The 24,116-nt window shown below is 53.5% G+C and carries 24 protein-coding genes; 17 read left to right on the forward strand and 7 right to left on the reverse strand.

What is annotated here, in order from left to right; genetic code table 11:
• Positions 1 to 294: transposase (locus tag FE839_RS04845; RefSeq protein WP_171034823.1), on the reverse strand; the 294-nt coding region annotated here is incomplete at its 3' end.
• 452 nt (positions 295 to 746) lie between these two features.
• On the opposite strand from FE839_RS04845, the gene FE839_RS04850 reads away from it, so the two are divergent.
• The 4 genes from FE839_RS04850 to FE839_RS04865 all read left to right on the forward strand — a co-directional run bounded on the left by FE839_RS04850 (position 747) and on the right by FE839_RS04865 (position 4,882).
• Positions 747 to 1,886, forward strand: coding sequence for an ornithine cyclodeaminase family protein (locus FE839_RS04850; protein WP_138359699.1), 1,140 nt, complete (start codon positions 747 to 749; stop codon positions 1,884 to 1,886).
• Positions 1,887 to 1,958: 72 nt separating this feature from the next.
• Positions 1,959 to 2,381, forward strand: a complete 423-nt coding sequence (locus tag FE839_RS04855) for a RidA family protein (RefSeq protein WP_138359701.1) — start codon at positions 1,959 to 1,961, stop codon at positions 2,379 to 2,381.
• Positions 2,382 to 2,440: 59 nt separating this feature from the next.
• Complete coding sequence (locus FE839_RS04860) at positions 2,441 to 3,733, forward strand: NAD(P)/FAD-dependent oxidoreductase (RefSeq protein WP_138359703.1); 1,293 nt, start codon at positions 2,441 to 2,443, stop codon at positions 3,731 to 3,733.
• A gap of 249 nt (positions 3,734 to 3,982) precedes the next feature.
• Entirely contained in the window at positions 3,983 to 4,882 is a 900-nt protein-coding gene (locus FE839_RS04865; RefSeq protein WP_171034824.1) for a helix-turn-helix domain-containing protein, read from the forward strand.
• Positions 4,883 to 4,999: 117 nt separating this feature from the next.
• On the opposite strand, the gene FE839_RS04870 is transcribed toward FE839_RS04865, so the two are convergent.
• Positions 5,000 to 5,911 carry a LysR family transcriptional regulator gene (locus FE839_RS04870; protein WP_138359707.1) on the reverse strand — a complete coding sequence of 304 codons (912 nt, stop codon included), beginning with the start codon at positions 5,909 to 5,911 and terminating at the stop codon, positions 5,000 to 5,002.
• Between the two features lie 115 nt (positions 5,912 to 6,026).
• Between FE839_RS04870 and speB the strand changes: the two genes are divergently transcribed.
• The 8 genes from speB (at position 6,027) to FE839_RS04910 (ending at position 13,829) form a co-directional block, all read left to right on the forward strand.
• Positions 6,027 to 6,977: an agmatinase gene (gene speB / locus FE839_RS04875; protein WP_138359709.1), complete on the forward strand. Its 951-nt coding sequence runs from the start codon at positions 6,027 to 6,029 to the stop codon at positions 6,975 to 6,977.
• A 10-nt stretch (positions 6,978 to 6,987) separates the two neighbouring features.
• Positions 6,988 to 7,836, forward strand: coding sequence for a sugar phosphate isomerase/epimerase family protein (locus tag FE839_RS04880; protein ID WP_138359711.1), 849 nt, complete (start codon positions 6,988 to 6,990; stop codon positions 7,834 to 7,836).
• A gap of 12 nt (positions 7,837 to 7,848) precedes the next feature.
• Positions 7,849 to 8,925 carry an isopenicillin N synthase family dioxygenase gene (locus FE839_RS04885; protein WP_138359713.1) on the forward strand — a complete coding sequence of 359 codons (1,077 nt, stop codon included), beginning with the start codon at positions 7,849 to 7,851 and terminating at the stop codon, positions 8,923 to 8,925.
• Between the two features lie 19 nt (positions 8,926 to 8,944).
• On the forward strand, positions 8,945 to 9,748 hold the full coding sequence (locus FE839_RS04890) for an ABC transporter substrate-binding protein (RefSeq protein ID WP_138359867.1): 804 nt from the start codon (positions 8,945 to 8,947) through the stop codon (positions 9,746 to 9,748).
• 24 nt (positions 9,749 to 9,772) lie between these two features.
• Positions 9,773 to 11,293, forward strand: a complete 1,521-nt coding sequence (locus FE839_RS04895; RefSeq protein WP_138359715.1) for an amino acid ABC transporter permease/ATP-binding protein — start codon at positions 9,773 to 9,775, stop codon at positions 11,291 to 11,293.
• Positions 11,294 to 12,022 (forward strand): class II aldolase/adducin family protein, encoded by a 729-nt coding sequence (locus tag FE839_RS04900; RefSeq protein WP_138359717.1) that lies wholly within the window; start codon positions 11,294 to 11,296, stop codon positions 12,020 to 12,022. It begins immediately after the preceding gene.
• Positions 12,023 to 12,027: 5 nt separating this feature from the next.
• Positions 12,028 to 12,960 carry a 2-hydroxyacid dehydrogenase gene (locus FE839_RS04905; protein ID WP_138359719.1) on the forward strand — a complete coding sequence of 311 codons (933 nt, stop codon included), beginning with the start codon at positions 12,028 to 12,030 and terminating at the stop codon, positions 12,958 to 12,960.
• A 74-nt stretch (positions 12,961 to 13,034) separates the two neighbouring features.
• Positions 13,035 to 13,829, forward strand: coding sequence for an SDR family NAD(P)-dependent oxidoreductase (locus FE839_RS04910; RefSeq protein WP_138359721.1), 795 nt, complete (start codon positions 13,035 to 13,037; stop codon positions 13,827 to 13,829).
• A gap of 166 nt (positions 13,830 to 13,995) precedes the next feature.
• On the opposite strand, the gene FE839_RS04915 is transcribed toward FE839_RS04910, so the two are convergent.
• The 3 genes from FE839_RS04915 to exaC form a co-directional block, all read right to left on the reverse strand.
• On the reverse strand, positions 13,996 to 15,189 hold the full coding sequence (locus FE839_RS04915; protein ID WP_138359723.1) for an MFS transporter: 1,194 nt from the start codon (positions 15,187 to 15,189) through the stop codon (positions 13,996 to 13,998).
• A gap of 16 nt (positions 15,190 to 15,205) precedes the next feature.
• A complete protein-coding gene (locus FE839_RS04920) occupies positions 15,206 to 15,979 on the reverse strand; it encodes a transporter substrate-binding domain-containing protein (RefSeq protein WP_138359725.1) in 774 nt (257 codons plus the stop codon).
• Between the two features lie 214 nt (positions 15,980 to 16,193).
• Entirely contained in the window at positions 16,194 to 17,714 is a 1,521-nt protein-coding gene (gene exaC, locus FE839_RS04925) for an acetaldehyde dehydrogenase ExaC (RefSeq protein WP_138359727.1), read from the reverse strand.
• A gap of 251 nt (positions 17,715 to 17,965) precedes the next feature.
• Here exaC and FE839_RS04930 point away from each other — a divergent pair, with 251 nt between their 5' ends.
• From FE839_RS04930 to FE839_RS04940, 3 genes are all read left to right on the forward strand, one after another.
• On the forward strand, positions 17,966 to 19,753 hold the full coding sequence (locus FE839_RS04930; RefSeq protein ID WP_138359729.1) for a sigma-54-dependent Fis family transcriptional regulator: 1,788 nt from the start codon (positions 17,966 to 17,968) through the stop codon (positions 19,751 to 19,753).
• 341 nt (positions 19,754 to 20,094) lie between these two features.
• Positions 20,095 to 20,394 carry an ArsR/SmtB family transcription factor gene (locus tag FE839_RS04935; RefSeq protein ID WP_138359731.1) on the forward strand — a complete coding sequence of 100 codons (300 nt, stop codon included), beginning with the start codon at positions 20,095 to 20,097 and terminating at the stop codon, positions 20,392 to 20,394.
• A 9-nt stretch (positions 20,395 to 20,403) separates the two neighbouring features.
• On the forward strand, positions 20,404 to 20,925 hold the full coding sequence (locus tag FE839_RS04940) for a rhodanese family protein (RefSeq protein ID WP_138359732.1): 522 nt from the start codon (positions 20,404 to 20,406) through the stop codon (positions 20,923 to 20,925).
• A 201-nt stretch (positions 20,926 to 21,126) separates the two neighbouring features.
• On the opposite strand, the gene stpA is transcribed toward FE839_RS04940, so the two are convergent.
• On the reverse strand, positions 21,127 to 21,528 hold the full coding sequence (gene stpA / locus FE839_RS04945; RefSeq protein ID WP_138359733.1) for a DNA-binding protein StpA: 402 nt from the start codon (positions 21,526 to 21,528) through the stop codon (positions 21,127 to 21,129).
• A 698-nt stretch (positions 21,529 to 22,226) separates the two neighbouring features.
• Here stpA and FE839_RS04955 point away from each other — a divergent pair.
• On the forward strand, positions 22,227 to 22,676 hold the full coding sequence (locus tag FE839_RS04955) for an L-alanine exporter AlaE (RefSeq protein WP_138359734.1): 450 nt from the start codon (positions 22,227 to 22,229) through the stop codon (positions 22,674 to 22,676).
• A 168-nt stretch (positions 22,677 to 22,844) separates the two neighbouring features.
• Here the strand turns inward: FE839_RS04955 and FE839_RS04960 are convergent, their stop codons facing one another.
• Entirely contained in the window at positions 22,845 to 23,195 is a 351-nt protein-coding gene (locus FE839_RS04960) for a DUF2002 family protein (RefSeq protein WP_138359735.1), read from the reverse strand.
• Between the two features lie 220 nt (positions 23,196 to 23,415).
• Between FE839_RS04960 and FE839_RS04965 the strand changes: the two genes are divergently transcribed.
• Complete coding sequence (locus FE839_RS04965) at positions 23,416 to 23,754, forward strand: DUF883 family protein (protein WP_138359736.1); 339 nt, start codon at positions 23,416 to 23,418, stop codon at positions 23,752 to 23,754.
• Positions 23,755 to 24,116 lie beyond the last annotated feature (362 nt).

Below are 24,116 nucleotides of genomic sequence, written 5' to 3' on the forward strand. Positions count from 1 at the left end.
TTTGCTGACACTGGTGTAATCCGGGCAGCGCAAAGGAATGCCCATCAGGGCAAAAATGGAATCAATAAAGCCCTGTGCAGCCCGCAGGGTCAGCCGGAAAACGCGCTTAACGACCAGAACGGTAGTGATGGCAAGGTCTGAATAACGCAGAGGTCTGCCTCGTGATGAGGGCGTTGCTGATTCGTACCACGCCTGAATGGCTTCGTCGTCCAGCCAGAAAGTGACGGAGCCGCGATGAATGAGGGCCTTGTTATAGGCCTTCCAGTTGGTGATTTTGTACTTCTGCTTTGCCACGGTGTTGTCTGTATTATCAGGATAATGCGTGATCTGATCCTGCCGCTTGGCAAAAGTTCGATTTATTCAACAAAGCCATCAACAGCCACAAAACGTCATTTCCTGATGAAAACAATTTTATATGAGCTAAGCGACTGCGCCAGCTCAATTAACCCATACCATAAAAAGAATAATGGCTCTAATATCATGTTGTTGTCATTAGAACCGTACTTTGTCGCAAAAATACAATACCGCTCCGTGCTAATCCATTATCACTATACCGACAGAACGCTGATTGTTGATATATACCATTAATACTTCAAGCAACATCGTTATTGGCTACTGGCGCTCACCCTTGCCACGAACTATTTGTTCGTTCCCGGGGATGCGCTGAGTTTTCGCCTTGATGCAACGCGAATTATTTTACAAATATCAACACAACTCAATGAGATACTACTACTACGAGGTTCATTATGTCTGACAGCACCCGGATCGATTTCATCTACCTTTCCGAACAGGATATGATAAAAGCCGGCGTCACCAATATGAGCGCCTGTGTCGATACAATGGAACAGATGTTTGTTCTGTTATATCGCGGTGATTATCGTATGGCTGGCGCAAACAATGATTCGCACGGTGCCATGGTGACTTTCCCGGAAGACTCCCCGTTTCCTAACATGCCAAAACCCACTGCTGATCGGCGTTTTATGGCAATGCCGGCATATCTTGGCGGGGATTTTTGTACCGCTGGCGTAAAATGGTATGGTTCCAACATCGCAAACCGCGAAAAAAGCCTGCCGCGTTCTATTCTGATGTTTACCCTCAATGACGCTGACACCGGGGCGCCTTTAGCCCATATGTCTGCTAACTTACTGTCTGCATACCGTACAGGTGCCATTCCAGGTGTGGGCGCTCGCTATCTGGCACGTAAGGATTCGAAAACCATTGGCCTGCTGGGGCCAGGAGTCATGGGGAAAACCACTGTCGCCGCATTTATTGCCGTTTGCCCGCAAATCGACACCCTAAAAATCAAAGGACGAGGCCAGAAAAGCCTTAACAGTTTTATTTCATGGGCAAAAGAAAACTACCCACAAATTACCACCATTGAAGTCGTGGAAACTCTCGAAGAAGTCGTTCGCGACTCAGATATCGTGACTTATTGTAATTCAGGCGAAACGGGTGATCCTTCAACCTATCCCATGGTAAAACGCGAATGGGTTAAGCCTGGCGCATTTCTGGCGATGCCTGCCTATTGTAATATTGATGAAGGAATGGAGCAGGCCGACGTGCGTAAAGTCGTCGATAATACCGGCCTGTATAAAGCCTGGTATGAAGAAGTCCCCAAACCGGCACATAAATATATCCCGGTCATTGGCGTTCGGTTTATGGATATGCTCGATGAAGGGAAAATGACTGCCGAGCAAATTGAAGATATCGGCAAAATTATCGCGGGAGATGCGCCGGCCCGTAATAATGATGAAGAGATAATCATTATGTCCGTCGGCGGTATGCCCGTTGAGGACGTCGCCTGGGGCACAGTAATATACCGCAACGCTCTCGCCAAAAATATTGGCGTGAAACTGAATCTTTGGGAAACGCCAGTTCTTAGTTAAATCACAGACAAGGGAGGCGATTTAAATTGTCTCTCTTGTCATAACATTTTTACTCTCTAACGGATAAAAATCATGCCACAAATCATTAAAGTCAACAGCGGTTCACCCTTTGAAGCTGAAGCCAGTTATTCACGTATTGTTGCTGTCGATAACTGGATTTATGTCTCCAATACTGCGGGACGCAATCCACAAACTAAAATCATTTCCGATGACATCACTGAACAAACGCATCAGGTTTTCGCTAATATTGAAACGGCACTGGCGGCTGTGGATATAAAACTGGCGGATGTCATTTTTTCCCGAGTGTATATTCAGGATCCAAACGATATTCCCGCTGTTATCCCGATTCTTGGACATAAATTTCGCGGCATCAATCCGGCAACAACAATAACCTGCCCACCACTTGGCAGCTCAATTTATAAAGTTGAGATCGAAGTGACCGCATATCGCAATGCGTCAACCGCAGATGTGAAAACGATCACTGTCGGCTCATAAATAGTGATCGCGATGTAACGATCAATACCGAAAAGTTTATTATCTAAGGATTCCCCCTTATGGCTCCGAAAATCGCCCCTGTTCGTACCTCCGACCAACTTCCCTCGTCAACTACGGTTGTCGTTATTGGCGGTGGCATTGTTGGGCTGACGGCAGCATTAACACTGGCCGAGCGCAATATTAGCGTGGTTGTACTGGAGAAAGGACATCTCGTCGGGGAACAATCATCGCGAAACTTAGGCTGGGTTCGAAAAACCAGCCGAAGCGCCGATGATATTCCGCTGGCTCAAGCGGCCGATCGTCTCTGGTCTACGATGGCTGAACGCGTAGGATGCGATGTTGGCTATCGCCAGGCCGGGATCATGTTCATTGCGCGCAACGAAGCGCAAATGGCGATGCATGAAAACTGGCTGAATTCAGTGCGCGATCTCGCGTTAGATTCTCGCCTGCTCAGCGCGCAACAGATAGCCAATCTGGTTCCAGGCGGTAAAGGGCAATGGCGAGGGGGTATCTATACCGCATCAGACGGGCGGGCGGAACCCACACTGGCTGGCAGCGCGATGGCCAATGCGGCAATCGCCAAAGGCGCAACCATTATTGAAAACTGTGCAGTGCGTAGCTTATCAACCTCCGGTGGAAAGGTGAGTGGTGTCATCACTGAGAAAGGCGAAATTCAGTGTCAGCACGTGCTACTGGCGGGTGGGTTATGGTCGAGACGTTTTTTAGGCAACCTCGGTGTATCGCTGCCGACCCTGCCGCTCATTTGCTCGGTATTACGAACACGCCCGATGGAAGGCCCGAGCGAAATTGCTGTCGGCGCACCTGATTTTTCCTTCCGTAAACACCGGGATGGCGGATACATTATTACTCAACGTGGCGCCCTTGATGCCCCTCTGTCGCTTGACCATATCCTGACGGGGCTACGCTACGTCCCCCAATTGCGTAGCCAACGCGGCATGCTGCGGGTCTCATTAGGGAAATATTTCTTTAAAGATTTAGCGCTGTCCCGCCGCTGGGGAAATCACCGTATTTCGCCTTTCGAACGTGTCCGCACCATGGATCCACCAGCCAATATGGCGCTAAACAACGAAGCGATGAATAATCTCAGAGCGGCCTGGCCTGCTTTCGAAAATGCCGTGATTGAAGAAGCCTGGGCAGGAATCATTGACGTCACCCCGGATTCAAACCCGGTCATTGGACATGTTGATAAAATTCCAGGGCTGACATTAGCCACCGGTTTTTCCGGTCATGGCTTTGGGACATCGCCAGCAGCGGGCCAACTGGCGGCAGATCTCATCACCGGGAGCACGCCACTGATAAACCCTGCGCCATATCGGTTTTCCCGGTTTTAAACACCAACAATGGCCTCATGCGCCCCGTTTCAGGATATATGCCCTGTTTCGGGGCAACGCCCTTCTCTTCTCCGGCCATTTGTGATCACGGATAATGCCATCGCTTTCTCAATAATCTTCGTTAATACAAACACCTGGATAGGAAAGTGTTTCTATTTGTTAATATCATCGTGTAATACGAAGCAAATCAATTTTTGGTATGGAACATGCATCTTGTTTTTTGACCTGAATCAAAAAACTGGAGTTAACATGTCACAGTTAACAAGTGCTCTTAAGCCTAAAGGTATTCATCCGCTACAGCCTCACTTTGTTGCCTGTGGAAATGACAGCTATAAAGAGCACGTCTTAAACGACGATAGAATTTCTCATTTTTATACTTTCAAAGTTACAGGCAAAGAAAATCAGACACTTGCCGTGCCTGATGGGTGTACAGATATCGTTTTTGATTGTGATGAACATTCTCGTGGCGCACGTATCTGCGGCACCACGTTAACCACACACTCTACGGAATTTAAGGCCGGACATGAGTATTTTGGGGTGCGCTTTCTGCCTGGCATCGTCCCCGGTTTTAGCGATCTTTCCGCCGAAGATCTCGCCGATAAAGAGATCAACATCCTTGACTCGCTGAGCAATGCGCAAAATTTGATCGAAGAGATAACATCATGCACCAGTTTCATGCAAAGAACGTCGCTCTTCCAGTCTAAGTATGCCCCACATCTGATCCGTGACATTTCAGATATCACCAAATATATGATTCAAACTATTCAGCAATGCAAAGGCGATATTCGCATTGAAGAACTGCAACGCCTGACTGGCTACAGTTGCCGAACCATCCAACGCATGTTCAGGCAGGATACCGGTCTGTCGCCGAAAACATTCTGCCGGTTAATCAGATTCCAAATCGCTATCGGCTTGATCAGTACAAACAAGAAACTGTCTCTTTCATCGCTTTCACTGGATCTCGGATACAGCGATCAATCACATTTTCTGCGTGAATTTAAGTCGCTGAGCAATATGACGCCCGGAGAATATAAAAGTTATGCCTCGAACATCAAACTACCTATGGATGATTATCTCTTTGCACCGCCAGCAGAGTCCAAAAACCTCTCAACTCGCCGCTATGGAAACCACACCAACACCTTATTATGAACTCGCCATCAGGGGGATTTTCCCTACATAAATGCCGCAGGATATCTCTCCTGGCGAATGACATCAGCGTTCTTCGTTATCTTCATGGCCCAGGTTTTCTTAGACCTGAACCCGCCTTTATTCATTCCACTTCGGTCTGGCCACCGTATTCTTCTTCAGGAGATCACGAAACGCTTTCAAAAAAGGTTCATTGCTGCGCCCGCGTTTGCATATCGCCGAGAATGGCGACTGAAAACCAAACTCATTAGGCAATAATACCCGCAGCCGATTCTCTTTAATCCACGGCCAGGCGTAATGCTCTGGAAGATAACCGATATATTTCCCCGACAGAATCAACAGCAGCTGCGCATCCACCGTTTCAACGGTGGCGCTGCCCTTGCTGAATCCACGCCGCCGCAGGTCGCTGGTGTTCCAGTAACTGCGTGTTACCAGCGGGCACTGGCTGATCTGATCTTTGTCCAGTTGTCGGCTGAAGAACATCGGATGCAGATCGCTACAGTAGAGCCAGTGCTGCTCGCGATACAGCGGTTCGCTGATAATGTTATGCACCTGCGAGTTATAGCTGCCAATGGCAAGATCGATCTGGTTATTCAATACGCCGTTAAGCTGTTCCGCCGGGGTACGGATAATCAGCTTGATATGCACATTGGGGAACTTATCGCTAAAGCTGCGTAGCACCACCGGCAGCGACAGCGCGGTTTCGGTTTCGATGGAGTCGAGCACTGAGATACAAATCGTTCCACTGTGCTCGCCTTTTAGCAGCGCCGACTGGCGCTCCAGCTCGTTCAGTTCACTCAGTACGCGGATCGCCTGCTGCAAAAAATGCTGGCCCTTCTCGGTCAGGGCAAAACCGCCGCGTCCGCGCTGGCACAGGCTAAAACCAAGCTGGCTTTCCAGTTGCGACATCGCATTGCTGATCGCGGATACAGAGATCCCCAGCTCCTGCTGGGCCCGGTTATAGCTCTCAAGACGGGCCACCGTCTCGAAAACCTGTAGCTGTCGAATATTTAGCGTGGCGTCATTAAGCATGGCGTTTAGTTCACAAATAAATGAACTGAGTATTTACGGCAGACGATGTAAAGTCCAGCACATCTTTCGCACAATCCCTGCTGTTGAGTTTTGTATGTCAGATTCAGGAGCAGAAATGGATAACGTCTTTCATCAACCGCAAGGTGGCAACGAGATGCCGCGCTTTGCTGGCCGCGCAACAATGATGCGCCTGCCATTTATTGAAGATTTACAGGGACTTGATGCAGCATTCGTCGGCATTCCGCTGGATATCGGAACGTCCCAGCGCTCAGGGACGCGCTACGGACCACGCTATATTCGTAACGAATCAGTCATGATTCGTCCATACAACATGGCTACCGGCGCGGCCCCCTTTGATTCACTGTCGGTAGCGGATATCGGTGACGTAGCGATTAACACCTACAGTCTGCTGAAATCCGTGCAGATCATCGAAGATTACTACACTGGTTTAAATAGTTTCCCGCTGATTCCCCTGACGCTGGGGGGCGACCACACCATCACCCTGCCGATCCTGCGCGCGCTGACCAAAAAACATGGTCCGGTCGGCCTGATTCATGTTGATGCCCATACCGATACCAACGATGAGATGTTCGGCGAAAAAATCGCCCACGGCACCACCTTCCGCCGCGCCGTCGAAGAGGGGCTGCTGGACCTTAAACGCGTCGTCCAGATCGGGCAGCGTGCGCAAGGCTACGCTGCCGGTGACTTCCAGTGGGGCGTCGATCAGGGCTTTCGTCTGGTGCAGGCGGAGCAATGCTGGCACAAATCCCTGGCACCGCTGATGGCGGAAGTTCGCCAGCAAATGGGCGAGGGTCCGGTCTATCTCAGCTTTGATATCGACAGCCTCGATCCCATCTGGGCGCCCGGCACCGGCACCCCGGAAGTGGGCGGCCTGACGTCGATTCAGGCGCTGGAGATTGTGCGCGGCTGCCGCGGCCTGAACCTGATTGGCTGCGACCTCGTTGAAGTCTCCCCGCCCTATGACATCAGCGGCAACACCGCGCAGCTGGCCGCCAACCTGCTGTATGAAATGCTCTGCGTTCTCCCCGGCGTGAAATATGAATAGAGGATAAACCATGCAGCTCAACGTCTTTCGCACGCTGTGGGGCGTCACCACCCCGTGGCAGCAAACGGTTAGCGAACTCAAAAGCGCCGGCTGCTGCGGCATTGAAGCGCGAGTCCCGCTTAGCGCAGAAGAGCAGCAGACGCTGGGTCGGCGGATTGAAGCGTCGGCGCTCCAGTATATCGCCATCGTGTTTAGCGGCGGCGGCGTCATTCCGGCTCAGTCGGAAACGCCGGCGCAGCATCTGGAACGTTTAAAAGAACGATTTGCGGCGGCGAAAGCGTTGAATCCTCGTTTCGTCAACCTGCTGGCCGGTAATGATCGCTGGCCGCTGGCGCAGCAGGTCGATTTTCTCGGTAAGGCTCATGAGCTGGCCGCCGAGTATGAGCTGACCTGCAGCTTTGAAACCCATCGCGCCACGTCGCTGTATAGCCCATGGCTGACGCTGGAGATCATTCAGCAACTGCCGCAGTTGCGCTTTACCGCGGATATCAGCCACTGGATTGTCGTGAGCGAGCGCCTGCTCGACGACCCCTGCGATGATTTCAGCACCTTTATTGAACGGGTACACCATATTCAGGCCCGCGTCGGATATGACCAGGGGCCGCAGGTGCCGCATCCCGCCGCGCCGGAATACCAGGCTGCCCTGCGGTTTCAACAGCGTTTCTGGCAGCAGATCTGGCAATCGCAACGCCAGCGTGGCTACCAGCACACCACGCTGACGCCGGAATTTGGCCCCGATGGTTATTTGCATCACCTGCCGTTTACCAACGTTCCGGTGGCCGATCTCTGGTCGCTGAACGCCTGGATAGCCCAGCATGAACAGCAGCATTTTGTTGAATTTACCTCGCTAACTGAATAAGGAACTGCCGAAATGACCGCCGCAAAAAGTGCTTTTACTGAATTACCGATAATAGATATCAGCGATCTGGCCTGCGACGATCCCGCCAAACGCCAGGCGGTGGCCGACACCATCGGCCGGGCCGCCCGTGACGTCGGCTTTTTCTACATTACCGGTCACGGCATTGCGCCCGAATTGATCGCCGGGATCCGCGCGGCGGCAAAACAGATTTTCGCCCTGCCGATGCAGCGCAAGATGGCGTACTACATCGGCCAGTCAAAAAGCCACAAAGGTTATGTCCCCGAGGGCGAAGAGATTTACGGCTCCGGCAAACCGGACCATAAAGAGGCGTTCGATATCGGCTTCCAGGCCGCCGACGATCACCCTCTGGTCATTGCCAGAACACCGCTGATTGGCGCCAACGAGTGGCCGGATGTCCCGGAGTTTAAATCCCGGGTGCTGGCCTACTATGATGCGGTATTCGCACTCGGGCATCGCTTGTTTGATGCCTTTGCTCTCGCCCTCGGTCTGCCGGAAGGCTATTTCCGTTCCATGGTCACCTGCCCGCCTTCGAAACTGCGCCTGATCCACTACCCCTTTGACGCCAGCGCCGAAGATGTTCCCGGTATTGGCGCACATACCGACTACGAGTGTTTCACTCTACTGCTCGCCGACCAGCCTGGCCTCGAAGTGCTGAATGAAGATAGCAACTGGATCGACGCCCCACCGCTGAAAAGCGCCAGCGGAGAAGAGGCTTTCGTGATTAATATCGGCGACATGCTGGAAGTGTTGAGCGCTGGCACATTTGTTGCAACAGCCCACCGGGTACGCAAGGTGCCGCAGGAACGCTACTCCTTCCCGCTGTTTTTCGCCTGCGACTATCACACGCTGATTCGCCCCCTTCCGGGCTTCCTCGAAGCAGGCGAAGCCAGCGAGTATCAGGAACTGAGCATCGGCGAACATATGTGGAGCCAGGCGCTGCAGACTTATCGCTACCTGCGCGAGAAAGTCACCAGAGGTGAGCTCCAGCTCCCCGAACGCGCCCGCGGCACCAATACATTTGGTCATCTGAAAAAACAAGCGCAACAAAAAACCGTTAACAACCCGTGAGAACCCGTGAGGATAAATGATGAAACAAACGCTAAAAAAACTCTCGCGCCGTGTGGCGTTATCCATCGCCGTCACTGCTTGTTTTTCACCGCTCACTCAGGCGGCTGAATTGCTGACCAACGGCGTATTTAAAGTCGGTATGGAAGTGACCTATCCGCCGTTTGAGTCCTACGACAGCAATAACAATATCGTCGGTATCGACCCGGAGTTCGCGACGCTGATCGCCGAACATCTGAACGCCAAACCGCAGCTTATTGACACGAAATTCACCAGCCTGATTTTAGGCATCGGTAAAAAATATGACGCGGTGATCTCCGGAATGTACGTCACCCCGGAACGCCAGAAACAGGCGGATGCCATCCCTTACGCGTTGTCCGGCGCATCGATTATCGCCCTGAAAAACAGCCCCATTCAGCCGAAAACGGAAGATGAGCTATGCGGCGTGAAGGTGGGTCTGCAACAGGGAACAGCCTGGGTTTCCAGCCTGAAAAAACACTCCGACGACTACTGCCTGAAAAACGGTAAACCGGCCATCAGCATTCAGGAATACCCGACCGCGCCTGAAGTCTCCCAGGCGCTGTTATCAAAAAATATTAACGCCCAGTTAGAAATCGCCCCGGCGGCGCAAATTATTGTCGGGAAAAGCCGTGGTCGCCTGGTAATCAGTTCGAGCCGCCTGGTTTATCCATTACCGCTGGGAATTTACGTCGCCAAAGGCAACACCGAACTGGCCGAGGCCATTAAATCAACGTTAGCCGCCCTTAAAGCCAACGGCAAATATGACGCCATCATCAAGAAATACAACTTAGAAAGCATCGATTAATACAATAAAGAAACAGGAGTCGGTATGGAGTTCGATTGGGGATACTTTTTCTCATTATTTAGCTTTGGCGCATTCTGGCAAGCATGTGTAACCGTTGTCGCGGTCAGTTCGCTGTCCTGGTTTATTGGCCTGATATTAGGTTTTCTTTTAGCCTGCGCCAAGCTCTCCGGCCCGCGCTGGCTAAAAGTTCCCGTCGAACTCTATATTTGGTTTTTCCGCAGCGTACCATTGATGGTATTACTGGTCTTTGTCTATAACCTGCCGCAGCTATTTCCGGTCACCCAGCCGCTGCTCGGTATTCCATTTATTGCCGGACTGATTTCAATGACGGTGACCGAAGCGGCCTATATGGCGGAAATCCATCGCGGCGGCCTGCTTTCCGTCGCCAAAGGGCAAAGCGAAGCCGGGCATGCATTAAGTTTTAGCTTTATCGGTATTCAGCGCTTAATTATTATCCCGCAGGCGTTTCGCATTTCGCTGCCTACGCTGATTAACGAATATATCACCATCATTAAACTCAGCTCGATTCTGTCGGTGATTTCACTGCCGGAACTGCTGCTTACCGGCCAGCGTCTGTACGCGCAGAATTTCCTCGTGATGGAGACGCTGCTGGCGGTCGCCATCTATTACGTTATGGTGGTCACCGTCTTTAGCTGGCTTTTCCGGGCGCTGGAAAACCTGCTGGATATTCAGCGCAAACGTCCGCAAACGCTTAATGACAGCGAATGCGAAACCCTGCGCCAGAAGCTGAAACCGCCGGTACAGGGGCAAAAGGCGCAGCCCGCCAGCGGCAATCCACCGGCGCTGGATTTGCACGCCATCAAAAAGTCCTGGGGCCAGCATGAGGTGCTGAAAGGTATTGATCTGAAAGTTGAAAATGGCGAAGTGATCAGCATCATCGGGCCGTCAGGTTCCGGCAAAACCACCCTGATCCGCACCATTAACGCCCTTGAAACCATTGATGCCGGCGAAATTATTCTGTATGGCGAAGATTACCTGAAGGGAGCCTCCATTGTTGATAAGCAGCAAATGCGCGCTGGCGTACGCCGCATCGGCATGGTGTTTCAGGGCTTCAACCTGTTCCCCCATCGCACGGTGCTGGATAACGTTATGCTCGCCCCGCTGTATCACAAACTGCTTGATCGCCCGGTGGCCAGAGAGCAGGCGCTGTGGCTGCTGGATCGCGTCGGTCTGCTGGCCCATGCCGAAAAATATCCGTATCAGCTCTCCGGCGGCCAGCAACAACGCGTGGCCATCGCCCGCGCCCTGGCGCTCAAGCCCGATATCATGCTGTTCGATGAACCGACTTCAGCGCTGGATCCGGAGCTGGTTGGCGAAGTGCTGAAAGTAATTCAGTCCCTCGCCCGTGACGGCATGACGATGTTGATCGTGACCCATGAGATGGATTTTGCGTTATCGATTTCTGACCGGATCGTGATGATGGAAAATGGCGTGGTGCAGAGCGATATGCCGCCGCAGCGTATCCGTAACGGCGCCGCCGATCCGTCCCTGACCCGCATTCGTGAATTTATGGGAGTGCAATAAATGGCAACTGAACTGGAATTACGCCAGCAACTGGCCGCCGCCTATCGTCTGGCGGCGCTGTTCGGCTGGGAAGACACGCTCTATACCCACTTCTCCGTGCGCCTGCCCGGCGGCGGCGAGCCGCGTTTTTTGATTAACCCCTTTGGCATGATGTTTGATGAAGTCACGGCCAGCAATCTCATCGTCGTCGATATGCAGGGCAAGGTTGTCGAGGGCAGCGCCCCGGCAAACTCGGCGGGTTTTACTATTCACAGCGCGGTCCATATGGCCCGCGAAGACGCCCATTGCGTTATTCATACCCACACGCTGCCGGGAATGGCGGTCGCCGCCTGTAAAGATGGCCTGCTGCAGCTTAACCAGATCAGCACCGAGTTTTATCAACGCGTCGGCTACCATCCCTATGAGGGCGTGGCGTTCGATCTCGATGAACGCGTACGGATCCAGCAGTCGCTCGGCGACAATATCGCCATGATCCTGCAAAGCCACGGCCTGCTGTCGGTCGGGCGCACCGTCGCCGATGCGTTTTACATCATGTACTATCTGAATCGCGCCTGCGAGATCCAGATGGCCGCCGCGCAGCTGGCGCCGCTCAGTCCCATTCACACGATCCCGGAGCATTTGAGCCAGCACGCCTGCGAGCAGCTTATGGGGGTTGAACATGAACGCCAGTTAGTGTGGCAGGCGTGGCTGCGCCGCCTCGATCGTCTTGATACTGCTTATAAAAACTGATGCCTATGACTCAATTAACTATCGTCGTGGATTGTAACGATCCTCAGTATGCCGGAGAAATTTGCGCGGCATTGAACGCATTCCCCCAGGTGAAGGCGGTTCTGCCCGCCGATCCCACCGCCCGCGAGGCGCAATACGCCTGCTGCTGGTTTCCCGATCCGCAGCTATTGGTTCACTCGCCTCAGTTGCAATTGATCCAGGCCGCGTCTGCCGGGGTCGATCATTTGCCCGCCAGCGTCTTTGCCAGCGACGTGCCGCTCTGCCGGGTGGTTGACGAAGATTTTCGCCACGGCATGTTTGAATATGCCCTGTGGGGCGTGCTTTGGTTTCAGCGCCGCTTCGATCGGGCGCTGGCCCACCAGCGCGAGCGCGTCTGGAAGATATATCCGCAGCGTGCGGCGACCGATTATCACGTTGGCGTGATGGGGCTCGGTGAAATTGGCGGCTATATCGCCACGCAGCTTGCCGGGCTGGAATATCAGGTTTCCGGCTGGGCGCGCAGCGAAAAATCCCTTGCGGGCGTGCGCTGCTATCACGGAGAGGCGCAGGCCGGTGAATTTCTTGGTCAACTGGATGCGCTGATCAACGTTCTGCCGTTAACGGAACAGACGCGAGGCATTCTCGCCCGGCCTTTACTGGCGCAACTGCCCGATGGCGCTGCGCTAATTAACTGTGGCCGCGGCGAGCATATGGTCAATCAGGACGTTCTCCAGGCGCTGGATAGTGGCAAATTATCCGGCGCGGTGCTGGATGTGTTTCCCGTCGAGCCGCTGCCGCAGGATGATCCGCTATGGCAACATCCGCAGGTAGTGATCACCCCACATATGGCCTCCATGGCGCAGACTGAGGTGATTGTCCGCCAGCTACTGGACAACATTCAGCGTCTGCAACAGGCGCTGCCGCTGAAAAATCTTGTTAACAAACAGAGCGGTTATTAACCCGGAAAACGTCAATAGCATCTTATTCACTGCTACGCTTAATGGTCTGTTCGACAAAAAATAAGGCTATCAGCATGAATATTAATTTATCGGGGAAAACCGCACTGATCACCGCCTCCAGCGGCGGTATTGGTTTCGCCATCGCCAAAGGACTGGCAGCCAGCGGGGCGGAAGTCATTATTAATGGTCGTAGCGAACGTAGCGTGAGCGCGGCCATCGCCCGTTTGCAAAATGACGTTCCCGGCGCGAAGCTGCGCCCGGCCATTGCCGACCTGAGCAGCGCCGAAGGCGTCAGCCAACTGGTGCAGGCGGTAAACGGTGTCGACATCCTGGTTAATAACGCCGGTATTTACGGCCCGCTGGATTTCTATGCCACCGACGATGCGACCTGGGAAAACTACTGGCAAACCAACGTGATGTCCGGGGTTCGCCTTTCCCGCGCGCTGCTCCCGGCGATGGTGCAAAAAGGCTGGGGCCGGGTAGTGTTTATCTCTTCGGAATCGGCACGCAATATTCCAGCGGATATGATTCATTACGGAGTCACGAAAACCGCTCAGCTATCGCTGGCCCGCGGGCTGGCGAAGTTTGTCGCCGGTAGCGGCGTCACCGTTAACAGCGTGCTGCCGGGACCAACCATCTCCGATGGCTTTGCCGAAATGATGAAGGACGAAGTCGCGAAGACCGGAAAATCGCTGGAACAACTGGCAAAAGAGTTCGTGATGGCGAACCGCCCGAGTTCGGTGATTCAGCGTGCGGCCTCGGTAGATGAAGTCGCCAATATGGTGGTTTACGTCTGCTCGACTCAGGCCTCCGCGACTTCAGGCGCGGCGCTGCGCGTGGATGGCGGCGTGGTGGATGATATTGTGTGACAAGCTGCGCCCAACCGCAGATTAGCGGTCGGGCGCTTTCGATATCTCTTTTCTGCTCCCGGGAAGCCAGGAGAATCATTCTCGCCTGCGACCTGCACGCTCCGGTTATTCCACGCATACCGTGTCCAGACTGACGGCGACCATTTGCGGCAGCAGAGAGAAGATTTTAACCTTTTAATACTCTCTGCCTGCCGACCAGCAACACGACCAGCGCCACCACAACCGGCACCAGCGAGCCCCACAGCACGGCATTCCAGCCGAAAAGGTTCATCAACGCCCCCGAAGAAAATGAGCCAATCATCATTACGCCGAATACAATAAAATCATTCAGCGATTGCACCTGGGTTTTCTCTTCCGGACGATGAAAATCCATAATCTGCGCCGACGCGCCGGTAAAACCAAAGTTCCAGCCGATACCCAGCAGGATCAGCGACAACCAGTAGTGCATGACATCGATACCGGCCAGGCCAACCATCACCGACAGAACCAGCAGTATTAACCCGGCCGCGTTAATACGCCGGGCTCCGAAGCGGCTGATTAACCTACCGGTGAAAAATCCGGGGCCGTACATGGCGATCACATGCCACTGAATACCGAGATTCGACGCCTGCTGCGAAAGACCGTGCATATGCATGGAGAGCGGGGCGGCGGTCATCAGAAAGTTCATCACCATGTAAGAAACCGCGCCGCTAAACACCGTCCGGGCAAAGCCCGGCTGGCGCACAATCTCCCTCAGCGGACGCCCGCCGGATTTCGTCTGCGCAACCGGCACCGCGGTTTTTACCCCCAGCAATACCAGCGCCGATATTGCCGCCACCCCGCCCTGGGCGATAAACGTCATCGCAAAAGTATGCGGCGGCCACAGATTCATCGTACCGGTCACCAGCATCGGGCCAATCACCCCGGCCGCCACGCCGCCCCCCATCACCAGCGAGAGCGCCCGTGCGCGGCGTTCGTTGCTGACGCCGTCGGCGGCGGCAAAACGGAATGACACCGCCACTGCCGCATAGGCTCCGCCTAAAAAAGCCGCCAGGCAGAACAGCCAGAATGAGCTGACAACAACCGCCAGCGCCGCCGTCAGTCCCGTCAGAATACCGGCTCCCGTACCGGTCATAAAAACCGTTTTGCGCCCGCGCCTTCTGGCCAGCGCGCCAAACGGCAAAATACAGGCCGCCATTCCCAGCACAAAAATGGTGATGGGTAGCGTCGACAGCGTCGGATCGGGCGCGATTGCGTTACCGACAATCGCCCCGGTAGCGTAAAACACCACCGAGTTCGCCCCCGCCAGCGCCTGTGCCGTGGCCAGGCGAACGATATTTTGGTTTTGCTGCCTGATGGGCAGGGCTAGCTCAGCGCTCATAAATTCCCTTTCTATATCAGTGTGTTATCTGGTCGTGAATCCGCCATTTCTGCTTCAGCACATTCTTGTCCTGGCTCTCCAGCCACTGATTGACTTTCTCCAGCAACTGCGGATTATCTTTATTCATCATATAGACTTTAAAGCTGCGGGTTCCGGGAAACGGCGTCTCGTTAGCCACGCAAAAGACCCCCGGTTCATTACTTTGATAATAAACACCTTCAATTAGATCGGTGACCATCATATCCGCCGTTTTCCGCCGCAGCGCTTCCAGGTTATCGACGTTATTTTTCACCCGAATAATCTGCGCATGCTTGATATGTTCATCGACAAAGCTTTGGTTGGTGCCGCCTGGATTGACAACCACTTTCACATTTGGCTGGTCAATTTTCTCCAGGCTGCCAAGTGCGGGGGCCGCCGCACAGTTGGCCAGCGCAATCTTGCCATTCGGCACTACCGGCTTGCTTAAGGCGAAATCTTTTGCCCGCGCCAGGGTTGCCGTTACGCCGCCCATGGCGATATCAAATTTGTCGGCTTTCAGGTCAGCGGACAGCGTCGGCCAACTGGTCTGCACGAAGCTCACCTTCAGCCCAAGACGCTTGCCGAGATCTTTCGCCATATCAACGTCGTAACCCAGTAACTCCCCGGCTTTATTGTGAAACGCCAGCGGCGCGTAGTCTCCCGGCACGCCGACCTTGAGTACACCGCTTTGTTCGATGCTGTTCATGTCACGGGCCTGAGCGCCAAAGACGATGACGGCGATGGTGAAAGCGATACCTGACTTCAACTTCATGTTTTTATCCTTGTTCAAATGAGAACGTTTTCTGATGAAACCGCGTCGCCAACGGCTTCTGTTTGTTAGTCATCACATCTTTAATCATGGAAGCCGTCAATACTCATGACGGAAAAATCGCCAAATGGCAATCTTCACAGGACATAAAAAGCCCGCAACCTGTATTGAGGATTGCGGGCAGTATTTATTCATCAGGGACGTAACGGCGGTTCGCTCAGAACAACCCCAGCGGCGCGGTACCGTAGCTGACCAGCAGGTTTTTCGTCTGCTGATAAGCATCAAGCGCCATCTTATGCGTTTCCCGCCCTACGCCAGACTGCTTGTAACCGCCAAAGGCCGCATGGGCCGGATAGATATGGTAGCAGTTGGTCCACACCCGACCGGCCTTAATACCGCGCCCCATGCGATACGCCAGGTTGGTATCCCGCGTCCACACCCCGGCCCCAAGACCAAATTGGGTCTGGTTGGCAATAGACAGCGCCTCTGCTTCATCTTTAAATGTCGTGACGCCGATAACCGGGCCAAAAATCTCCTCCTGGAAACTACGCATATCGTTACGCCCCTGAATCAACGTTGGCTGAATATAGAAGCCGTTATCCAGCTCAGCGGAGATCGTGGCGCGTTCGCCGCCGGTGAGGATCTTGCCGCCTTCATCGCGCGCAATCTTGATATAAGAGAGGATCTTATCAAACTGCTGGCGCGACGCCTGCGCGCCGATCATGGTGTCGGTATCGAAGGGATCGCCGCGGCGAATTTGCGCGACTTTCGCCATGACGCGCGCCATAAAGGGTTCGTAGATAGACGCCTGGATCAGCGCGCGGGACGGACAGGTGCAAACCTCTCCCTGGTTAAAAAAGCCCAGCACCAGGCCTTCGACCGCTTTCTCGATAAACTCCTCTTCGCCTTCCATCACGTCAGCGAAGTAGATATTCGGCGATTTACCGCCCAGCTCCACGGTACAGGGAATAATATTCTCCGCCGCGCAGGCCATAATATGGCGTCCCACCGGCGTCGAACCGGTAAAGGCGATTTTGGCAATACGTTTACTGGTTGCCAGCGCCTCGCCAGCCTCTTTACCAAAGCCCTGCACCACGTTGAGTACGCCCGGCGGGAACAGATCGCCAATAATCTCCAGCAGCAAGGTGATGCTTAGCGGCGTCTGCTCGGCGGGTTTCAGTACCACGCAGTTGCCTGCCGCAAGGGCCGGAGCCAGCTTCCAGGCCGCCATCAGCAGCGGGAAGTTCCACGGAATAATTTGCCCGACGACGCCCAGGGGCTCATGGAAGTGGTAGGCCACCGTCGTTTCGTCGATCTCCGCCGTGCTCCCCTCCTGCGCGCGCAGGCAACCGGCAAAATAGCGGAAATGATCGACCGCCAGCGGCAGGTCGGCGTTAAGGGTCTCGCGGATCGGTTTACCGTTATCCCAGCTCTCCGCTACCGCCAGATACTCCAGGTTCGCCTCGATACGATCGGCCACCTGCAACAGCAGGTTAGCACGATGCTGGGCCGGGGTTTTGCCCCAGGCTTCGGCAGCCCGATGCGCCGCATCAAGGGCGAAGTCGATATCTTTGGCATCTGAACGTGGAAACTGCCCGATGTCGCTGCCGTCGACCGGGGAGGTATTCATGAAGAATTCACCACCAATCGGTTCAACAAATTTACCGTCAATAAAGTTACCGTAAGCGGACTTTAATGAAACCAAAGCGCCCGGTGTGCCGGGATGTGCATAACGCATCGTGAATCTCCTTCTGTAGGGTTGAGGCGCAGCGGCGTATTAGTTTTGTACGATTGCTCGCGGCGCCTGCAATCCATAGCAGGGGTTATGCCACTTTTTCATTTTTCATAAAATATGAAAATATTCAATAAATTAGATATCAGATTATTTTTTCTGATCCGCAGAATGCTTCTTATGTGTTGCAAATCGCAACACCAAGAAAACCATGTAGCTACAATATTGCAACAATAAAATCACCTGTGAGGTGCCTTGTGCCTGCCAATCCGTTAGCCCTGACGCCAGAAGTCAAAGCGAGCCCGCTACTGAGTGAATCCTGGTATCGCAGTCAGCGTTACGGTCTCGATCCCGCCTCGGATGACTTCCCCAGCCTGCACGCCAGCGAGTTGGCTGACAGGCTTGCCAGCCATAGCCGTCTGCAAACGTTGATCCAGCCGGTCATTAACGGGCTAACCCAAAAAGTGAGCGACCTGCAATCGGTGGTGGTCCTCTCCGACGCCAGTGGCCTGGTTTTGCAAACTTTCGGTAATACGCATGCCATGCAGAAAGCGCAGCGTTTCGCTTTAGCGCCGGGAAACCTGTGGAGCGAGAACAGGCGCGGAACCAACGCCATTGGCACCGCGCTGGCGATCGACGATAGCTGTGAAATTGATGGCCGCCAGCATTTTCTGACCAGTAATCAGGAGCTTTATTGCGCCGCCGTACCGCTACAACGCCCCGATGGAAAGATAGCCGGGGTGCTGGATATCTCCGGCCCGGCCCGGTATCCGCATGCTCAGACACTGGCATGGGTAAAAGGGGCAGCGAAGCAGATTGAGTATCTGTGGGTTAAACGGAGTCTGCATCCGCAGCAGTGGCTGATGAGCCTGCATACCCAGCCGGAAAAACTCGACAGCGTGGAGGAGTTGTTGTTGGTGTTTACGGATAGTGTTCTGACGGCGGCTAACCGGCTGGCAATGCGCGAGTTCAATCTCCATGCGGAGCAATTTGGCCACCTCACCTTCCGACAGATTTTTCCCCTGGTGGCGCAAACCGCGGTAACTGTGCCACTGCCGCTCGCCGTCTGCGGCCAGAACTATTATTACCGCTTACGCGCCCCGACCGCTGGCGGCGTGGCGATAACAGCGCGACCGGCCATCGACCTCCCCTTCTCCAGACAGCGAGAAGGAGAAAAACTGCTTCGCCTGCTTAACGCCGGGATCGGCTTGTGTATTGAAGGGGAGACCGGCTGCGGCAAAGAGTATCTCAGCCGTACCCTGCATCAGCATAGCCGCTGGCGCGACGGTAAATTCGTCGCCATCAACTGCGCCGCCATTCCGGAATCGCTGATTGAATCAGAACTGTTTGGCTATCAGCCCGGCGCGTTTACTGGCGCAAACAAAAACGGCTATATCGGCAAGATCCGCGAAGCTGACGGCGGCGTACTGTTTCTTGATGAAGTGGGCGATATGCCGTTAACCTTACAGACCCGGCTGCTGAGGATCCTGCAGGAAAAGGAAGTCACGCCGCTCGGTGCCAGCCAGAGCGTACAGGTCAACTTCGCAGTGATTTGCGCCACGCACCGTAATCTGGCGCAACGCGTCGCCGAAGGGACTTTCCGTGAAGACCTGTTCTATCGCTTACGTGAGTTTTCCCTGACGCTACCGCCGCTGCGCGACTGGCCGGAACTGCCGACGTTTATACGCCGCCTATGGCGCGACCTGGGCGGGGAAAAGCGGCAAATTACATTGACGACAGAGGTGCTTGATCACCTGGCGACGCAATCCTGGCCAGGTAACGTCCGTCAGTTACAGAGCCTGCTGAAGGTGCTACTGGCGCTCGCTGAAGAGGGGGAAACGCTGAGAATAGATGCGCTCCCCGCAGAATATCGCCCCCGCCCCGTCAGCCCTGCGCCGCGAGGTCTTCAGCAGCACGACGCCCAGTTGATTGCCGATACGCTGGCGAGCTATAACGGCAACGTCAGCAAAGCCGCGCAGGCGCTAGGCGTCGCGCGCAGTACCCTGTATCGCCGCGCGGCCCGCCGCGGAAGCCATGGGGGCTAGGCGGTGTCCCGCCCCGGTGCGTGACTGCCGCTGGCGTCATCAGGCTGCGTGTCAAGGCGCGAACCGTGCCGTTTGGGCGCTCAAATAAACGGCGAGTCACGCAGAAGCGCGCCACAGCCAGAATAACCTCCGCAATGCCGGGCGACCTACTTGTGGCAAAAAGCGCCTTCCGGTGCGCTCATGCCTATCGTTCAGACCATCCAGCTATCGGCTTAATCGCGCCCCCTGGTAAGGCATTGTCATAATTCCTGACGAATGATGCCATTGCAGAAATTTTCTATCGCTGGCGCAATCGCGTTTTTTATTTTATATTTTTCTAAATTTAGAAAAGACTAAAATAAATGAATACACCAGAACAGCTACAGGCCAGCGCCGGAGACGCCGCCGCCCTGCTGAAAGCCATGAGCCACCCCAGCAGGCTGTTGATTCTGTGCATGCTGTGCGAAACCCCAGGGGTCAGCGCCGGTGAGCTGGCGCGGATCACCGGCCTGAGCCCCTCGGCAACATCACAACATCTGACGCGGATGCGTGATGAAGGGCTTATCGGCAGCGAACGCCAGGCGCAGCGGATTCATTACTTCATTACCCGGCCAGCGGTTCAGCAAATCGTGGCCACCCTGAAGTCAATCTATTGTCCTTAAGGAAGGTTTATGACTATCGCTACTCTTTCTCCTGCAGAAGCCCAGGCGCTCATCGCCCAGGGCGCCCGGCTGGTTGATATCCGCGATACCGATGAGTACGCTCGCGAACATATCCCCGGCGCGGAACTGGTGCCACTGGACACGCTGAACAATGGCGCGACGCTACACCCCCGTGCCGAAGAGACGATCATTTTTCACTGTCAGGCCGGTTCCCGGACGCAGAATAACGCCGCCCGTCTGGCGATAGCCGCCGCCCCCGCGCAGATGAAACTGCTGGCGGGAGGCATTCAGGCGTGGAAAGCGGCGGGTCTACCGGTGAAAGAGGATAAATCACAGCCGCTGCCGCTAATGCGCCAGGTGCAGATCGCCGCTGGCGTCCTGATTTTGCTTGGGGTTGTATCAGGTTATGCGCTTAACAGCGGCTTTTTCCTGCTTAGCGGCTTCGTCGGCGCCGGATTAACCTTCGCCGGTATTACCGGCTTTTGCGGTATGGCTCGCCTGCTGGCGGTAATGCCGTGGAACCGTCGTTAACGTCTCCCTTTGAGAGCGTTGAAGCGGGTGACAATCGGATGACTGCCGTGCGGGCAGATAATGACTGGATGAATAATATATCCGCCATAGTCCAGGTTACATATACGGTGGCAATAATCCGGCTGATCCCTGAACGTCACTCTGACCGACGCGGTGAAAGGCCTTCACATTGCTTCCGGCAGCACGACGAATGATTCTGGCTTAGATCAGGAAGCTCTCAAGGGGTTTCCCCTCCGCAACAGCGTTAGCGAGACACTTTGGCATTCGTCCCTGTCCGGTCCAGGTTTTTTCTGCGCCGGTATGATCGGTAAAGCGATATTTCGCCGGACGCGGCTGACGCTTTTTCGCACGCTTAGCGCTGGCGCCGGACAGACCAACTAATTGCTCCGGCGTAATACCGTCAGCCCTCATCAATTCCAGCCAGGTATGTATTTTTTCCTGATATTCCGCCTGCTGTTTCTGAGCGGCCTGCTCTTCAGCTCGTTTTTCTTCAGTGACAGTCCTGAGCTTTTCCAGCATATTTTCAAGCTCGTCAATGGAGAATTCACGGGACATTGCGCGGAGTGAACGAATATTATTCAGTTTATCTAATCGTAATGACATATAATCAAAAAATTTCCAGACAGTAAATAAAACACAGGTACGGTGGTAGTTTAATTGATAAGATTATTATTTTCCACCCTTTAGATAATTCATAATATATCATTATCCCCAGGAAATACCGGAAGCAAATCGATACAAGCATAATATTCAAAGTGAATAATATAGATTATGCCGATAAATATTCGTTGTGAAATATTCATCATCCTGTCTCTTGTCTGCTCAGAACGTTAACCGTATATCGTTGGGAGACCACTAACGCGAGAAACTCGCGGATAAAGAATATTAATACATAAAATGTGACTTTATATTCAAAATGCAAAACAGACCATTATGCTGAGTGACCACCCTAAAACACGGTAAAAACGCTAAAGTGGATACAATCCCTATCTGAACGCGATTCTGCACCTAAAGCAGACCATCGCTAAACCGCACTACGCTTATCCACATTAAGAGGATTTTAATTAAGTCATTGATAAATAACACAAAAATAAGCAACGGGAACAAAAATAGCGTAACACAAAAAAAACAGACCCATACAGAGTATTTTATCGACAAAAAGCCATTAAATAAAAATTTATAGCTAGTTGTAAGTTTTAAAGTAGAGATATAATCTACAAACGCTAATACATGCAATGAAAAACAACTGTAAATAAGCAAATCTTCTGCCATAACTGGCTTTATTTCCGAGGAGCACACCGATGTTCTCTGCTCAGTCCCGCTTGCGGCATGCGGTAGCAGACACCTTTGCGATGGTGGTTTACTGCACCGTCGTGAACATGATAATCGAAATCTTTCTCTGCGAAATGTCTTTTCAGCAGTCGTTATCTTCAAGACTGGTGGCAATCCCGGTGAACATTATTATTGCCGTTCCTTACGGTTTTTACCGCGATTTCGCCATGCGCCAGGCGCGCCGCATCAGCTCGTCAGGGTGGATGAAGAATATTGCGGATGTGGTTGCCTATGTAACCTTTCAGTCACCGGTATATGTTGGAATTCTGCTGGTTGTCGGCGCTGACTGGCATCAAATAGCCGCCGCGGTCAGTTCAAATATCGTGATATCCATGATGATGGGCGCCGCATACGGCTATTTCCTCGACTATTGTCGTCGCCTGTTTCGCGTTAGTTCCTACCAGCATGCCAAAGCCTGAACCGCTTCAGTAAAGGCGGTAAATCGGTGGTTCCGGCGAAAGGGGGCCTTTCGCCCGCCCCCGTGCCCACGGCTATTGCACTGAAAACCTGCCGCAGTGCGCTTCGCTTCACGCCCGCTTCATCTGGCATTCACCAAAACTAATCCAAAATCGCGCCAGCTCTTTTCATCAGCTAAATTGCGCTTCGCCAAATAAACCACTTAAAAAACGCTCAAGCGCCATCCGTGAGCTGAACCCGTGTGGAATACCATAATGCTGCTGCGCATCACCCGCTAAATAAAGCGGAAACTGCTGGTAATGCTCGCAGGTTTTTATATCTGACGCGGGCTCCGCCAGCGTCGTGCTGCGCTCTTTTAAAGCCGGATGAATAATTAACGCGGTACGCCCCATACGTGCTTCACGGTTCACATAGACATAATTATCACCACGACGATAGCCATAGGTCTTTTGCGTCACAACATCCATGGTGAAACCGGCTTTTTCAAGAACGCGCGCCACCTCATCTGGTCTTAAATACATACTCATTCCTCATTATCTTTTACCGCATCTTAACCTTACCTTATTTATTAAAGACAACGCTTTCGGAATATTCCATAAACGGCGTCGGACAGCAGAAATCAACATTCTGGACTACACTGAACATTTCTATCCTGAATAATTCAGCGTGCGGAGGAAAGATAACGCACTTTTCATCCCCCCTGAAGCATGACGGGTATCAACGGAATTAAGGGAGAAACCAATGGCAAACCGCAACACCGCAGAAGACAGCGCAGAAGAGATCCACCATGATGTCAGCCAGCTTGCGGATACGCTGGAAGAGGTACTCAAATCATGGGGCAGCGATGCCAAAGAGGAAGGGGAAGCCGCACGCAAAAAAGCGCAGGCGTTGCTAAAAGAGACCCGCGCCCGGCTTCACGGCAATAACCGCGTCCAGCAGGCGGCACGTGATGCCATGGGCTGCGCTCGCGATGCAGTAGGGTGCGCAGACAGCTACGTACACGACAAACCGTGGCAAAGCGTCGGCGTCGCTGCCGCCGTTGGGGTATTTATTGGCGTACTGCTGAATTTGCGTCGATGATAAAACAATCGGTCCGGTGCAAATAACCAATACCCGTCCTCCTCTGCATAGCTGATATGCCGGGGAGGACTGATAACAAGCCAGTATGAAAGAGTACGCCAGCATTGCCGTCTGCAGGCGGCTAACGCTTTCCCGTATAAAGATGCTATGCGCTTAACGTCAGCCAGTCGCCGAGTCTCCTGCCATTTCTGCCGCGGTTAAAGAGGTAAAACTTATCCCCTTCCCTTTCATGCCGTTATTCACTTGCCCTTCGCTCAACGCCAGCACGGCCTGTTCAGCAGATTAGTTATCGCAGCCGGATCATGTCAGCACCCGCCAGATTAGCATTCTGACTTTTGCCGTTACGCCGATCCACACCGTTA

Source organism: Klebsiella indica, assembly GCF_005860775.1.
Taxonomy (GTDB): Bacteria; Pseudomonadota; Gammaproteobacteria; order Enterobacterales; family Enterobacteriaceae; genus Klebsiella; species Klebsiella indica.